This window comes from Pseudomonas taiwanensis DSM 21245 (assembly GCF_000425785.1).
Classification (GTDB): Bacteria; Pseudomonadota; Gammaproteobacteria; order Pseudomonadales; family Pseudomonadaceae; genus Aquipseudomonas; species Aquipseudomonas taiwanensis.
Map to the genome: position 1 here is coordinate 1 of NZ_AUEC01000016.1, position 14,023 is coordinate 14,023.

Genomic DNA, 14,023 nt, shown 5'->3' on the forward strand with positions numbered 1-14,023 from the left:
TCGTCACGCGCTTCGACAAGCTCGCAAAAAGTTATGCCGCAATGGTCTCGCTGGCTTGTGTCATGCGGTGTATGCGACGGCTTTTTTCAGACAGAGCCTAGGGCCATAGGCATCACTGATGTCCGCTTGGGGTCGGTTAGCGACGGTCTGCCCTCGACCGTCGCTTTGGATGATCAGACCTCCGTCTGCTCTGCCATCTCCAAGGCATCGTCGACTTCAATCCCCAGATATCTGACGGTGCTTTCAAGCTTCGTATGGCCAAGCAAGAGTTGGACTGCCCTCAGATTCTTGGTTCTACGATAGATCAATGAGGCCTTCGTTCGCCGCAGCGTGTGGGTGCCGTACAGCGTCGGATCAAGGCCAATGGCTGTCACCCAGGCTTTCACTATTCGAGCGTATTGCCTGGTGGAGAGATGATCTGAACCATGTAGCCGGCTCGGAAACAGGCAGTCCTCGCTACGGAGATGAGCCTGATGCATCCAGGCTTCCAAAGCCATACGGGTTTGCTCGGTGATCTCAAATTGCACGGGATGGTGAGTTTTCTGCTGCATCACGATCGCTCGTGACGACACATGCTCTCCATGGGCTACGTCCCGTACACGAAGCTTGGTTAAGTCGCAGGCTCGCAGCTTGCTGTCGATTGCCAAGTTGAACAACGCCAGATCCCTAGATTTCTCCGCGATCTGGAGCCTTACCCGGATGGCCCAGATATCTCTGAGTCGGAGCGGAGCTTTCTGCCCGACTAGCTTTCCCTTGTTCCATGGGCGATGGGTGTAGATAGCAGCGGTTTTCATGGGTTGTCCTCCGCGTTAGGGGAGAACAAGGGTGAACTCGATACGGTGGACGGTCGCTAACCGACCCAAAGCAGACCCTCGTCTACGTCTTAAAAGTGGGAGAGCAAACGACTGGCCGCCAAAGGAAGGAGTCAAACCGACCGTAGGCAACCGGCTGAAATCGGCCAGACCTGAATCGCCCGTAGTTTCGTAGACACCTAGGGATGTCCATTCACAGCCTTTTGAACACGTTCGCCGATGTGTCGTGTAACAGCACAGGACGGTAGATGGGGTGGTTCCCAAGTTCCCTACACAACACCTTTAAGTTACATCTCCAAAAATTTTTGCGCACGATAGTAGTGTTACGTTATTACATCCTATACCATGCGTAGCCGTTTGATGAAATTTTCTTCATCAAGATTCAGTCAGGTCTGACGCGAGCTAGGCCGCTCGCATCGGGCGTCTGCGTAAACAGTGCGGCCTGTGTCGCTTGGTTCAGACAACACAGGCCAATCAACTCACGGATGGGCAGGTAAGTACCCAGGTCAGGATGGGCAAAAATGCAACGTTTTAGCGTGATAGATGGAGACTTTACGTGAACCCTCGCGCCCCCTTCTGGCCGGCCTGACCTTAGGCTTGTTCGGCCAGCCGATTTCAGCGGCGGAACCCTTGTTGCTGAACGAAACCTCGATCACCGATGCCTACCTCGAAGAGCGCGTCGACGGGCCGGTGCAAGGCTATCGTGCCAACCGCTCGGCCACGGCGACCCGAACCGATACCGACATTCGCGACACGCCGCAGAGCATCGACGTGGTGCCTGTGCAGGTAATCAAGGACCTCAACACCACCCGCATCGACCGCGCTTTGGACTTTGCCGGTGGGGTGTCGCGGCAGAACAACTTCGGCGGCCTGACCTTCCTCAACTACAGCGTGCGCGGTTTCACCACCGGCGAGCTGTACAAGAACGGTTTCGCCATCAATCGCGGCAGCTACAGCGCGCCCGACACCTCCAACATCGAGCGCATCGAAGTGCTCAAAGGCCCTGCTGCCAGCCTCTACGGCCGTGGCGACCCTGGCGGGCTGGTCAACATCGTCACCAAGCGCCCTCAGGCTGAAGCCTTCAGCACCCTTACCCTCAGCGCAGGCAGCTGGGACCGCTACCGCACTGCCCTGGATGCCAACTCGCCGCTGGACAGCGAAGGCAATCTGCTGGGCCGGATCAACCTCGCGGTCGAGGACAACGACAGCTTCCGTGATTATGTCGGCAGCGAACGCCGTATCGTCAGCCCCTCCCTGAGCTGGCAACTGTCGCCCGACACCCGGCTGATGATCGACACCGAGTTTTCCCGCACTGAGTCGGTGTTCGACCGCGGCATTCCGGCGGTCAATGGCGAAATGGGCTCGGTCAAGCGCTCGACCTTCCTTGGCGAGCCGAATGACGGCGAGATCCGCAACGACAATCAGACCCTCGACGTCGCACTGGAACACGTTCTCAACGACAACTGGAAGCTGCGCCTGGCCAACCACTATACCCAGGGGACGCTCAAGGGCAACAGCTCCGAACCCCAGGCCCTGGTCGGCACCACCATCACGCGTTTCTATCGCGAACGCGACTTCGAATGGAACGACAACATCACCCAGGCCGAGCTGCACGGCCAGTTCGAGCTGGGCGGCTGGCAACATCAGACCTTGGTCGGGCTGGAGTACGAAAACTACCGCAACAGCCAGAAGTACCCACAAAGTGCCACCTCCGCAGGGTATGGGCTGGACATCTACAACCCGGTCTACGGCAAGCCGAAGCCAGCCATCATCCGGCCCAACGACTTCTTCGAGCACACCGAAAGCTACGCACTCAACCTGCAAGACCAGATCGCGTTCACCGAGCGCCTTCGCGGGCTGCTGGGCGTGCGTCTGGAGCGGTTCGAGCAGACTTCGCAAAACCGCGCCACTGGCGTCAGCAACAGCCAGGAAAAGGAGGTCGCCACACCGCGCATCGGAGTCCTGTACCAACTGACCCCGCAGGTGGGTGTATTCGCCAACGCCTCCACCTCGTTCAAACCCAATACCATCGGCACTCAGGGCCAGGTGTACAAACCTGAAAAGGGCCTGGGTTACGAGACAGGGGTCAAGCTGGACCTGCTCGACAGCCGCCTGGGCGCGACCATCGCCCTGTTCCACATCGACAAGGAGAACGTCATCACCACCGACGCCCTTGGCGAGAGCGTGGCGGCCGGCGAGGCGCGCAGCCAAGGCCTGGACCTGCAGTTCAGCGGCCAGCTCACCGACGCGCTGCGGGTGATCGGTGCCTACGCCTATATCGACGCCGAAGTCACCAAAGGCGACGCGGCCCTGCCCAAGGGCAGCGACTTGCTGGGCATCGCCCGCAACAGCGGCAGCCTGATGGGCGTGTATGAATTCCAGGAGGGCGCCCTGCGCGGCTCGGATGTGGGCGCAGCGGTGAACTACGTCGGCGAACGCTCAGGCCAGGCCGGCAGCGACTTCACCCTGGAGGCCTACAGCACGGTCGACCTTCTGGCGCACTACAAGGCCAGCGAACAAGTCACCGTCGGCCTGAACCTCAACAACCTGTTCGACCGCAAGTATTACGAACGATCGTACAACAGCTCCTGGGTGCTGCCCGGGGAGCCGCGCAACTTCAGTGTGAGCCTGACCCTGAATCTTTGAGCTGAGGAACCATCATGCATCCATCGTTGAAAGTGGCCGCCTTGGTGGCCATGGTGATCAGCGCCAACGCCAGTGCCCACGGCCTGTGGACCGAGCAGCGACGCGGCAACATCGAGGCCGTGTACGGCCACGGTGCCGAGGACAACGCCTATAAGGCGGAGAAGATCAAGCGCGCCTGGGCATTCGACGCAGCCGGGAAGATGGTCCCGGTCACTGTCGAACGCCTGGCGGATCATGCGGTCCTGCAACCGCTCACCCCACCTGCGGCACTTGCCGTGCTGTTGGACAACGGGCCTTGGTCGCAGCGCCCGGACAAGCAATGGGTCAATCAGGACCGTACCCAGGTCAAGGATGCGATCGCCTCCACCCACAGCTTCAAGTACAGCCTGGCCATTTACCAAAGCGGTGCTCGCCTACCGAAACTGGACATGCTGCGTTTGGCGATCGTCCCGCTCAGTGACCCGCTGCAAGTTGGGCCAGGCAAGACGCTGGAAGTTCAGGTGCTGCTCGATGGCAAACCGGCTGCGAATATACCGCTGCAAGGGGATTACCGAGGCTCGCCTCACCAGCTCAGCGCCACCACCGACAAGCAAGGCAAGGCACACATCACCGTACGCAACGAAGGCCTCAACATCGTCGCGGCGCAGGCCACCCTGCCACTGGCTGAAGGCGGACCGGTAGCCCAGCAGAGTCTGTTCAGTTCGCTGACGTTCCTGGGGGAGCCGCACCACGAGTAACTCTTGCATCGTGCCTCGGCCATGTCGGCCGAGGCACGGCAGACACTTCTCGCCACAAGACCAACGGTCGACCCAGCCGTTAGACGCCGCCTCGGAAAGAGACGATCAGCCTACGTGGCTCTCATCGCTCTTATCGCTCTTATCAGTTCTTCGGGAGTGCGGGAGCCTTCGCAACAAGGATGTTCATGCGAATTGGATGTACACCAATGAGGAAGGGTACACCCAAGTAAAAATCAAGTTCAGCAAACGAGGCCTGGAGCATGAGCTTGTCCAATTCACCAAAGACTCGCTCGAGCTCATTATCGATAAATGAATCGCCCCTGGTTTCGCAGACATCTCGAACGGCTGCAAAGGGTCGATAGCGGCCATTCCTGCTCGGCCCTAGCGTATCTAGGCGGAGACCTTCGAAAGACGGTCATATTCACGGTCACACTGTTCGCCAGCTATTCGGGCACGGTCATCAGCTGTCGACAGTTCTCCCGATCACTCAGCCCGTGCGAGCAGGTCGCAGAGTACCCTGGCGGCGCGGGTGGCTATCGCACACTAGTTACAGTGCTGATCCGGCAATCGCTAACCTAGTGCCGTGGGGGCAAATCCTTCCTGGGAGCCTTCCCTATGGACACGGAGCAGGTGGCCAGAAACCGACTCAACCAGTGGGCTCCGCCAGCAGCCAATGGCGCTCCACCTCTTCTGGATGAGCGCCATGGTCTTGGGCGTGGTGGTACTTGCGCATGGCATCAAAGGACTTTTGAATCAGCTGCTCGCCAGCCTCGACCATCCCTATAAAGCTGTGCTTATCCACGGTACCGCTCCGATCATCTGACCAGCGCATTATAGGACTTTCCTCGGCACTGTCCGGCGAATCCAGCATGGTCATTGCGCAAACTCTCTCGCTCAATGATCCACCCAAGCAAAGGGGCCGGAGGGTACTCTTGCACACTTTCAATGGAAAGTTAATCAGCCTCTTTGGGCAATTTAGTTTTCCAAAGCGAAACCACAACCCCACCCAGCAGAAGACCTATTGTCACGCTTAAAGATAGCTCTGCCGGAACCTTACCAACTATATCATGAAGGAAAATTTTTGCGCCAATGAATACGAGCACCAGTGCCAACGCATACTTCAGATAAACAAAACGACTTATCATGGCTGCCAGCGCAAAATAAAGGGCTCGCAAACCGAGAATGGCAAAAATATTAGATGTATAGACTATGAAAGGATCTTGGGTAATGGCAAATATAGCAGGCACACTATCAACAGCAAACACCAAGTCGGCGCACTCGATAAGAACAAGCGCAAGGAAAAGCGGCGTCACCCATAAAACATTTTTACCTCTTGCGTCTGGCAAGCTCACCAGAAAACTTTGCCCGTGCAGCTCCTTGGTAACGCGGAGATGACTGCGCAAATACTTGACAAAACGGTTATTTTCTAGATCCGGGGCATGATCGACTCGCGCAAACAGCATTTTTATACCCGTAAATACTAGGAAAGCACCAAACAAGTAGAGCACCCAACTGAATTTCGCGATGAGCGCCGCACCAAGGCCGATCATGATAGCTCTCAGTACGATCACCCCCATGATCCCCCAGAATAGGACCCTATGTTGGTACTGCCGTGGTATCGCTAGAAAGCTAAATATTAGCGCGATCACAAAAACGTTATCCATGGACAAGGATTTCTCAATCAAGAAACCTGTCACATAGTCCAAACTGGCATCGCTTCCCTTCTGGAAATAAACCCAAATTGCGAACAGCAGCCCCATGCCAATATAGCCTGCAGAGAGCATTAGACTTTCTTTGACCCCAATCTCACGATTGCCGCGATGAAGAACTCCTAGATCAAGAGCCAACAGGGTCAAGACAACGGCAAAGAAAGACAGCCAGAGCCATAGTTCAGTACCAAAAACATCTTGAGAGAGATAAGCACTGAGGGCAGACATAGGCCCCTCCTCGACAGTCGTAGTTTAACAACTATGACTCCGACATGGCGGCTGTTAACCGTCAGAGGGGCCCGGCGTCACGAGCCAATATTTTATCGAGGCTTTTAAGCTCGCAAGTAGAATTGATTTACAAAACATGTCAGAACCAAATTAGATAATCTACAGAAAATTGATAAAAACATTATCGAGATGGATTTTGATAGGGCGTTCCTATTAGCTATCCCCGCCAATCGCACAGGCAGGGCTACCAGCTGAACTCTATGTATTTGAAGTGGAAGCCATCAACAGCCGCATCCGATGTCCGGGTGGTTAATCACCGCTCTCAGCAAAAGGACATTTTCATGGAGGCCATGGCTAGGGTCTTTATGAAAAGTCTTGAGACGAAGGTCAGGCAAGGCTGTTTTCAACGCAGCATCACCGAGTTTCAAGGCTTTTCGTCCAGAGCCTAGCCCTTCTCACTGGCCAGCACCGGCAAGACATTCTCTCTTTCAGGTTCAAAGACGAGGTGGAGGGTTTCCTGCAGGTAGTTAAGTCGAAGACAGGAGCCAGGCTCAGGATCAGCATCACGCTGGGGCGCATAGGCCTGAGCCTAGTTGAGGTGATACGACGTTGTCGTGACAGGGTAGTTGCAAAACAGCTGGCGCACCATCACCGAACAGTCGCTCGCGTCAAAGCGGGCGCAACGATCATGCCAGACACCATCAGCAAAGAGTTCGCGGCAGCTCGAGACCGGGCGGTAGCGAAGCTGGGTTTGGTACTGGGGAACAGCCCACCGCCATTCCATGAACAGGGGTCGTTGGCTGCACGGCTCCATGAACAAGAAGGCCGGGATGCCCAGCGGCGACTCGGACACCATATTGCCAAAATGACCGATATGTACCTCGATAGCCGGGGCTCTGCAGGGATCGATTTCGCCTGGTTTTGTATTTTAGTTTTGGGGATATATTGGGGGAAGATTTCTGGAGACCAGTTAATCTCCTTTAAATTCAGTACCTTAAACCAGTTGCTATATCTGGTACAGATACACTGCAATACAAAGCGCCGCAGGCAAGTACGCAAAGGCTCGGTACACTGCGCCCAACCCTTCTGAACAGGAACGCTTTAGATGGAACACGTCGATCACATCCTGGTCGTCGACGATGACCGCGAAATCCGCGAGCTGGTCGGCAACTACCTGAAAAAGAGCGGCCTGCGCACCAGCATCGTTGCCGATGGCCGGCAGATGCGCGCCTTCCTCGAAGCCAACAGCGTCGACCTGATCGTGCTCGACATCATGATGCCCGGTGACGACGGCCTGCTGTTGTGCCGCGAACTGCGTGCCGGCAAGCACCGCAATACCCCGGTGCTGATGCTGACCGCCCGCAACGACGAGACCGACCGCATCATCGGCCTGGAGATGGGCGCAGACGACTACCTGACCAAGCCCTTCTCCGCCCGCGAACTGCTCGCTCGCATCAACGCGGTGCTGCGTCGGACCCGCATGCTGCCGCCCAACCTGACCATCAGCGAAAGCAGCCGCCTGCTCGGCTTCGGCCAGTGGCGCCTTGACACCACCGCACGTCACTTGCTCGACAGCGAAGGCACCCTGGTGGCGCTCAGCGGCGCCGAGTACCGCTTGCTGCGGGTGTTCCTCGACCATCCGCAACGGGTGCTGAGCCGCGAGCAGTTGCTCAACCTTACCCAGGGCCGCGAGGCGGACATCTTCGACCGCTCCATCGACCTGCTGGTCAGTCGCTTGCGCCAGCGCCTGGGCGACGACGCTCGGGAGCCCAGCTGCATCAAGACCGTACGCAGCGAAGGCTACGTCTTTTCACTGCCCGTGCAGCTGCTCGAGTCACCCTCATGAAATGGCCCCGCACCCTGGCCTCGCGCCTGGCCCTGATCTTCTTCACCGGATTGGTACTGGCCTATGGGCTGTCGTTCAGCCTGCAGGCCTATGAGCGGTTCGTCAGCAGCCGCTCGATGATGCTCAGCAATCTGGAACAAGACGTCGCCACCTCGGTAGCCATCCTCGACCGCCTGCCTGCGGCCGAGCGCGCCAGCTGGCTGCCTCGCCTGGAGCGGCGCACCTACCGCTACCGGCTCGACCCGGGGGAGTCGGGCGAAGCGATGCCAACCGAGAACCCGCCGATGGCCGCCGATTCGATCGTAAAAGCCATCGGCCATGACTACCGCCTGACCTTCCAGGATATCCCTGGCCCGAATGCGCACTTCCAGGTCCATTTACGCCTGGCGGATGGCGCGCCCTTGACCATCGATGTCACGCCGGCACCGGTGCCCATGGCTACCTGGCTGCCAACGGTGCTGCTGATCCAGTTGCTTGTCCTGTTGCTGTGCACCTGGATGGCCGTGCGCCTGGCCATCGGCCCACTGACCCGCCTGGCCCAGGCCGTAGACAACCTCGACCCGGACAAACCTGGCGTGCAACTGGACGAAAGCGGCCCGCGAGAAGTTCGCTACGCCGCGGCTGCGTTCAACGCGCTGCAGGCGCGAATCGCCGCTTACTTGAAGGAGCGCATGCAACTGCTGGCCGCGATCTCCCATGACCTGCAAACCCCCATTACCCGCATGAAGCTGCGGGTCGAGGTCATGGACGATGGCGCCGATAAGGACAAGCTGTGGAGCGACCTCAACGCCATGGAGCATCTGGTGCGTGAGGGCGTCGCCTACGCCCGCAGCATGGACAGCAGCACCGAAGCGCCTTGCCGGATCAACCTCGACGCCTTCCTCGACAGCGTGGTGTTCGACTATCAGGACAGCGGCGCCCAGGTCGCCCGGCATGGCACCACCGATAGCCTGCTGGAGACCCGTCCCCATGCCCTGCGCCGGGTGCTGGTGAACCTGATCGACAACGCCCTCAAGTTCGCTGGCGCCGCAGAGCTGGAAGTGTCCCGCGAGGGCGGCAGTACGCTGATCCGCGTGCTCGATGACGGCCCCGGCATTCCTGCTGATGAGCTGGATGACGTGCTCAAGCCCTTCTACCGGGTGGAAGGCTCGCGCAACCGCAGCACGGGCGGCACCGGGCTGGGCCTGGCGATCGCCCAGCAGCTGACCCAGGCCATGGGTGGCCAGCTGACCCTGAGCAATCGCGCCTCTGGCGGGCTGTGTGCCCAAATCGAACTGAAGTGAGTCTGGCCAGCGCCCGCGCTGGCCCATGACTTTGCCCACGATCCAGATCGCTACAGTCCGATACACAGACGCCCCTTCACCGACACACTGCAGATACCCCCCGCCTTCACACTCTCGGCATACCACCACAACCGGGAGCGCCCTCGATGAAATCCCTCACCCTGCCCAGCGGCTGGAAGCTATTCGCCGCCCTTGCCGGCCTGACTTTGGCCATGACCGCCGTAGTACTTGCCAGCCACCCCATTGGCTCGGATGGGCTGCGCAGCGCGATACGCGCCACTGCGCGCAGTTCGTTCGCGTTGTTCCTGCTGGCCTTCCTGGCGTCGACGCTGGTGACCTTCCTCCCCGGTAGTGGCAGCCGCTGGCTGATACGCGAACGACGGTTCCTGGGCCTGGCGTTCGCTTTCTCGCACACCGTGCATGGCCTGTTGATCTACCGCTATGCCCAGCAGTTCCCCGAGTTGTTCTGGGCCGGTCGCACGGTAACCTCCAGCCTTCCTGGCAGCGTGGGCTACCTGTTCCTGCTGCTGTTCACCCTGACCTCGTTCAAAGCGCCGATGCGCCTGTTGGGCGGGCGTGCCTGGAAAACCTTGCACAGCACCGGAATGTGGGTACTGGCGGGTGTGTTCTGCTTCTCGTTCTACAAGCGCGTCCCCCTGGGCGGCTGGTACCCGGTGGCATTCGCCATCATGTTCGCCGCCCTTGCCTTCAAGCTCACCGCCAAGCTGGCCCAGCGCCAACGCCGCACCACCACCGCCCTTTCCTGAGATGAGCCCTGACCATGACGACCCTGACCCGCGCCCTGACCCTTTTCGACCGTTTCGGTACCTGGAGCGCCGACCTGCCGCTGCGGCTGTTCCTGGCCTGGGAATTCTTCGAGTCCGGCCTGGAAAAATTCAACGGCAGCAACTGGTTCGGCGACCTGCAGGCAAGCTTCCCCTTCCCCTTCAATCATCTGCCGGCGCAGTTGAACTGGCAGCTGTCGATGTGGGCCGAGCTGATCCTGCCGCTATTGCTGCTGTTGGGCCTGGGTACGCGGCTGGCCTCGGCAGGCTTGATGGTGGTGACGGTGGTCGCCATCGCCGCCGTGCACTGGCCGGCGCACTGGTCGAGCCTGGCTGAACTGGCCCAGGGCTATGCCATTACCGACCAGGGCTTTGGCAACTACAAGTTACCGCTGATCTACCTGGTCGCACTGCTACCGCTGCTGCTCAAGGGCGCCGGACGGTTGAGCCTGGACCAGTGGCTGAGCCAGCGCTTTCTTCGCCACGCTTGAGTGCCACGCCCGGTCCCGATAAATTTCCCGGCGCGTCGCTCGTTTTCTGTTCAGATCAATGACCAAGAGAACGCGCCGTGGACCTGCAGACCCTTCTGGGCAAGCTGTTCGCCAACGCTGGGAGTGTCGGCCTGACCGGCACCTTCCAGTTCATCTTCGATGCCACTCACGCGTGCTGGTTCGAGGCCGGCGGCCGAGGCGGCAGTGGCCGTCATGCTGCCCCGGATGTCACCATCGAAGTGGCCACGCCCGACTTCATGGGCATCATGGGCGGCCAGGCCAATGTCGAGGAACTGTTCGCCACTGGCCGCCTCAAGATCGACGGCAATCTTGGCCTTGCCACTTTGCTGCCTCAGGCCATCGACATGGCGCTCAATGGCGCCAGCGCCCCCAGGGTCGAGGCCAACCGCCGTTACCCTCCACGTCCCCGCCTGAGCGATGCCCTTTCAGCCAGCCAGCCGCCCTTGCTCAGCGTGGAGCGTCGTGCGCACAGCAGCCTGTCGGTCGAGGCGTTCCGTGAACGTTACATGCTGCATGGCATTCCTGTGGTGATCAGCGATGCTTTGCAGGACTGGCCTTTGTTCACCATCGGTCGCCAGGCTTCGCTGGAGCTGTTCGCCAATCTGCAAGGCATCACCCGCCATGGCGACTACGTGAAGAAAACCTTCTCCACCGAACGCGACTTCCGCTCGACCTCGATGGCCGAATTCATCGCCAGCCTGGATGCACCCGCCCCGCCAAGCAGACACGGTCAGCCGCCGGCATACATGGGCAACAACATTCTGCCTGCGCAGTTGCTCGAACACATTCGCTATCCGCGCTACTTCAACACGGCGCAGTTCATACCACCAAGGATCTGGATCGGCCCGAAGGGCACGCTGACACCCTTGCATCGCGATGACAGCGACAACTTGTTCGCTCAGGTGTGGGGGGAGAAGTCGTTCATCCTGGCCGCTCCCCATCATCGCGATGCGCTCGGCTGCTGGGCAACATCGCCCGACGGGGGACTGGAGGGTTGCGATGTGGACCCAAAGGCGCCGGATCCGCAGCGTTTCCCGGGCTGCCAGGCGGTGCATTTCATGGAGGTGGTGCTGCAGGCGGGGGACTTGCTGTTCTTGCCGGAGGGTTGGTTCCACCAGGTGGAGTCTCGCTCCACCTCGCTGTCGGTGAACTTCTGGGTCGACTCGGGGCGCGGCTGGAGAAACTCGCCCTTGCCCGGAATGACCGGCCAGCACGCCCCCGTCTGAAGATCAACGAGTGCCTACGATCACACCTTGCTCGCGCAGTGAAGTGAGCAACGCCAGGCCTTGCAGGTCTACATCACCCAAGGCCTGAAGGCGCGCGCGGCCAGTGCCTGAAACCACGGCCAGCAGTTGATAGGCCATGGCTGTCAGCCGGGCGAAGCGCACCTGCAGGTCAGCATCGCGGTAGACCAGCAGCAAGGTTGGCGCGGCGGGCGCTTGCTGGGGCTGAAACGGCGGGCCGATCTGCTCTACCGGCCATTGATAGGCCAACACCCTGGCCGTGCAGGACAACAGCGGCTCACCTTCGAGCAGATCACCCCTGGCGTCATGCGGCGGGTCCTGTGCATCGCTGAGGTACAACTGCGCTTCGACCCACTCGTAATGGGCCAGCTCCAGCTGCCAGGGTGCGTCGAGTTCGATGCCTTGCAGGTAGTCGATGAAGGCTTCGGCAATTTCGGTGAACAAGGGCGTCTGGCAGCGGTAGTTGGCATAGAAGTGATGCACCCGCGCATGCCAGGCGGCATCGCCCAATGTCTCCCGCATTACCGGGAAACTCCCCGCCAGCAAGCCCTCGATGGAACCGTAGAACAGATCGCGGTACACCTTGAGCCGCCTCGCCTCGATGCCCGGTGGTGGCGCATGCACCTTCGGGTCACGAAGATGCCGGGCCAGGCGCCATTGCTGGTCACGCAGCGTCTCGTTCATCACGGTCCTCCTGTGCTGCCTGTTGCACGGCGCGTACCCGCGCGGTTTCCGCCAGCAGCTCGGCCAGCGGCGGGTAGTTGAAATCCCGTTCCAGCAGCGTCGGTTGCGTACCGAAGCGCCGACAGGCAGCGTGAAACAGCGACCAGACAGCCTCTTTAACGGGCGCCCCATGGGTATCGACCTTGAGGTCATCCGCCTCGTCATAGTGCCCGGCCACATGCATGCCGGTTACTCGTGCCACCGGCAAGCCATTGAGGAAGCCCGCTGCGTCGTAACCGTGGTTACAGGCATTGACGAACACGTTGTTGACGTCGAGCAACAGGTCGCAATCGGCTTCATCGAGCACCGCATTGATGAACTCCAGCTCGCTCATGGCTTGGTAGGGCGCGGCGTAATAGCTGATGTTCTCCACGGCGATACGCCGTTGCAGGTGGTCCTGAACCTGACCAATTCGCGCGGCCACGTGGTGCACGGCCTCGTCGGTGAACGGTATCGGCATCAGGTCGTACAGATGGCCATCGTCGCTGCAGTAGCTCAAGTGCTCGCTGTACAACCCGACGTGGTAGCGGTCGAGAAACTGGCGGGTCTGGTCGAGAAAAGCACGGTCAAGCGGCAGGCTTCCGCCCAGGGACAGGGACAGACCATGGCAGGTGATCGGAAAGCGCTCGGCCAACCGTGCCAGCCCCTGGCCATAGGCCCCCCCGACACCGATCCAGTTTTCCGGCGCGCATTCCAGGAAGTCGACCGCGCCGTCTTCCATTACCAGCAGTTCGCGCAGCAATCCGCGACGCAGGCCCAGGCCGGCACGCATTGGGTTGTGATTCATGGCGGTCACTCCATAAGGCACGACGCTCGCCTGCCCGGCAGGGAGCGTCGTGGGTAACGCAAGGGTGAGGGTCAGGACTTGCCGGCCAGGTGGCTGAATAGCCCGTCAGGCATGGCCTTGCCGTTGGCCTGGTAGATCGACTTCAGATGATCGTAGGCTTCCTGCTCGGAGATGAAGCCATCGTGGTTGCGGTCGATCTTGTCGAAGTCGGCGGCACGGTCCTTTGCCACCACCAGAAACTCCTGGCGCGAGACCTTGCCGTCGTGGTCGGTATCGGTGCGAGCGAAGGAGGCATCGCCACATTTACCCTCCCCGCATTTGCCCTCTGCCCCGGCCTTGGTGCTGGCGCCACATTTGCCCTCGCCGCATTTACCTTCACCGTGAGTAGCCTTGGCACTGCCACCACACTTGCCTTCGCCGCACTTGCCTTCGCCTGGGACCTTGGCTGAAGCCAGTTGATAACCCTGGGCCAGCGGTTCGGCCGCGAACGCAGTGCTGCCAAAGGCCATGCTACCGATCAGTGCAGCGCCGAGCAGTCCGAGAGTATTGCGTGCATGAGTCATGGTGTTGCTCCACTTGTGGTTGGGAAGTGGAGCCATTAAGCCGCTTGGATGTGTCGCAGGTGTATCACCACAATCTGCGTTTGGTATGAGAATGCGTCTGTTGCCGTGACAGATACACAGCGATACATTCAGACCCCGTCAGCTGGCG

At 59.8% G+C, this 14,023-nt stretch carries 13 protein-coding genes and 2 pseudogenes; 9 read left to right on the plus strand and 6 right to left on the minus strand.

The genetic code is table 11. The features are described from left to right. Positions 1–101 (plus strand): annotated as a pseudogene (locus H620_RS26900) (IS5/IS1182 family transposase); the annotation flags it as partial. A gap of 72 nt (positions 102–173) precedes the next feature. Here the strand turns inward: H620_RS26900 and H620_RS0107280 are convergent. Continuing rightward, the gene (locus tag H620_RS0107280) at positions 174–794 is read right to left on the minus strand and encodes a tyrosine-type recombinase/integrase (protein ID WP_023381034.1); all 621 of its coding nucleotides are present in this window, start codon (positions 792–794) and stop codon (positions 174–176) included. Between the two features lie 561 nt (positions 795–1,355). On the opposite strand from H620_RS0107280, the gene H620_RS0107285 reads away from it, so the two are divergent. Beyond that, positions 1,356–3,458, plus strand: a complete 2,103-nt coding sequence (locus H620_RS0107285; RefSeq protein ID WP_081669655.1) for a TonB-dependent siderophore receptor — start codon at positions 1,356–1,358, stop codon at positions 3,456–3,458. A gap of 14 nt (positions 3,459–3,472) precedes the next feature. Next, the gene (locus tag H620_RS0107290) at positions 3,473–4,195 is read left to right on the plus strand and encodes a DUF4198 domain-containing protein (RefSeq protein WP_027907056.1); all 723 of its coding nucleotides are present in this window, start codon (positions 3,473–3,475) and stop codon (positions 4,193–4,195) included. 575 nt (positions 4,196–4,770) lie between these two features. Here H620_RS0107290 and H620_RS0107300 read toward each other — a convergent pair. After that, positions 4,771–4,997, minus strand: a pseudogene (locus H620_RS0107300) (hypothetical protein). Between the two features lie 151 nt (positions 4,998–5,148). Continuing rightward, the gene (locus H620_RS0107305; RefSeq protein WP_027907057.1) at positions 5,149–6,132 is read right to left on the minus strand and encodes a TerC family protein; all 984 of its coding nucleotides are present in this window, start codon (positions 6,130–6,132) and stop codon (positions 5,149–5,151) included. A gap of 688 nt (positions 6,133–6,820) precedes the next feature. Here H620_RS0107305 and H620_RS27255 point away from each other — a divergent pair. From H620_RS27255 to H620_RS25600, 6 genes are all read left to right on the plus strand, one after another. Next, on the plus strand, positions 6,821–7,222 hold the full coding sequence (locus H620_RS27255; RefSeq protein ID WP_209439654.1) for a site-specific integrase: 402 nt from the start codon (positions 6,821–6,823) through the stop codon (positions 7,220–7,222). Between the two features lie 15 nt (positions 7,223–7,237). After that, positions 7,238–7,978 carry a response regulator gene (locus H620_RS0107320; protein WP_023381041.1) on the plus strand — a complete coding sequence of 247 codons (741 nt, stop codon included), beginning with the start codon at positions 7,238–7,240 and terminating at the stop codon, positions 7,976–7,978. Beyond that, positions 7,975–9,261: a sensor histidine kinase gene (locus H620_RS0107325; protein WP_023381042.1), complete on the plus strand. Its 1,287-nt coding sequence runs from the start codon at positions 7,975–7,977 to the stop codon at positions 9,259–9,261. Before H620_RS0107320 ends, H620_RS0107325 begins: the two co-directional genes overlap by 4 nt. Before the next feature lie 146 nt (positions 9,262–9,407). After that, a complete protein-coding gene (locus H620_RS0107330) occupies positions 9,408–10,028 on the plus strand; it encodes a ferric reductase-like transmembrane domain-containing protein (RefSeq protein ID WP_027907059.1) in 621 nt (206 codons plus the stop codon). A 14-nt stretch (positions 10,029–10,042) separates the two neighbouring features. Further along, positions 10,043–10,537 (plus strand): HvfX family Cu-binding RiPP maturation protein, encoded by a 495-nt coding sequence (locus H620_RS0107335; RefSeq protein WP_023381044.1) that lies wholly within the window; start codon positions 10,043–10,045, stop codon positions 10,535–10,537. Between the two features lie 77 nt (positions 10,538–10,614). Continuing rightward, the gene (locus tag H620_RS25600; RefSeq protein ID WP_049818726.1) at positions 10,615–11,784 is read left to right on the plus strand and encodes a cupin-like domain-containing protein; all 1,170 of its coding nucleotides are present in this window, start codon (positions 10,615–10,617) and stop codon (positions 11,782–11,784) included. Positions 11,785–11,787: 3 nt separating this feature from the next. Here H620_RS25600 and H620_RS0107345 read toward each other — a convergent pair whose 3' ends face one another. The 3 genes from H620_RS0107345 to H620_RS0107355 form a co-directional block, all read right to left on the minus strand. Beyond that, positions 11,788–12,486, minus strand: coding sequence for an HvfC family RiPP maturation protein (locus H620_RS0107345; RefSeq protein WP_023381046.1), 699 nt, complete (start codon positions 12,484–12,486; stop codon positions 11,788–11,790). Next, complete coding sequence (locus H620_RS0107350; protein ID WP_023381047.1) at positions 12,467–13,312, minus strand: HvfB family MNIO-type RiPP peptide maturase; 846 nt, start codon at positions 13,310–13,312, stop codon at positions 12,467–12,469. Before H620_RS0107350 ends, H620_RS0107345 begins: the two co-directional genes overlap by 20 nt. A 71-nt stretch (positions 13,313–13,383) precedes the next feature. Beyond that, positions 13,384–13,875, minus strand: a complete 492-nt coding sequence (locus tag H620_RS0107355; RefSeq protein WP_023381048.1) for an HvfA family oxazolone/thioamide-modified RiPP metallophore — start codon at positions 13,873–13,875, stop codon at positions 13,384–13,386. Positions 13,876–14,023: the final 148 nt, after the last annotated feature.

Coding starts and splice junctions, on each gene's coding strand:
- H620_RS0107330 (WP_027907059.1), top strand. CDS start 9,408: ATGAAATCCCTCACCCTGCCCAGCGGCTGGAAGCTATTCGCCGCCCTT.
- H620_RS0107345 (WP_023381046.1), bottom strand. CDS start 12,486: ATGAACGAGACGCTGCGTGACCAGCAATGGCGCCTGGCCCGGCATCTT.
- H620_RS0107335 (WP_023381044.1), top strand. CDS start 10,043: ATGACGACCCTGACCCGCGCCCTGACCCTTTTCGACCGTTTCGGTACC.
- H620_RS0107285 (WP_081669655.1), top strand. CDS start 1,356: ATGGAGACTTTACGTGAACCCTCGCGCCCCCTTCTGGCCGGCCTGACC.
- H620_RS27255 (WP_209439654.1), top strand. CDS start 6,821: ATGCCAGACACCATCAGCAAAGAGTTCGCGGCAGCTCGAGACCGGGCG.
- H620_RS0107280 (WP_023381034.1), bottom strand. CDS start 794: ATGAAAACCGCTGCTATCTACACCCATCGCCCATGGAACAAGGGAAAG.
- H620_RS0107290 (WP_027907056.1), top strand. CDS start 3,473: ATGCATCCATCGTTGAAAGTGGCCGCCTTGGTGGCCATGGTGATCAGC.
- H620_RS0107350 (WP_023381047.1), bottom strand. CDS start 13,312: ATGAATCACAACCCAATGCGTGCCGGCCTGGGCCTGCGTCGCGGATTG.
- H620_RS0107325 (WP_023381042.1), top strand. CDS start 7,975: ATGAAATGGCCCCGCACCCTGGCCTCGCGCCTGGCCCTGATCTTCTTC.
- H620_RS0107305 (WP_027907057.1), bottom strand. CDS start 6,132: ATGTCTGCCCTCAGTGCTTATCTCTCTCAAGATGTTTTTGGTACTGAA.
- H620_RS0107320 (WP_023381041.1), top strand. CDS start 7,238: ATGGAACACGTCGATCACATCCTGGTCGTCGACGATGACCGCGAAATC.
- H620_RS0107355 (WP_023381048.1), bottom strand. CDS start 13,875: ATGACTCATGCACGCAATACTCTCGGACTGCTCGGCGCTGCACTGATC.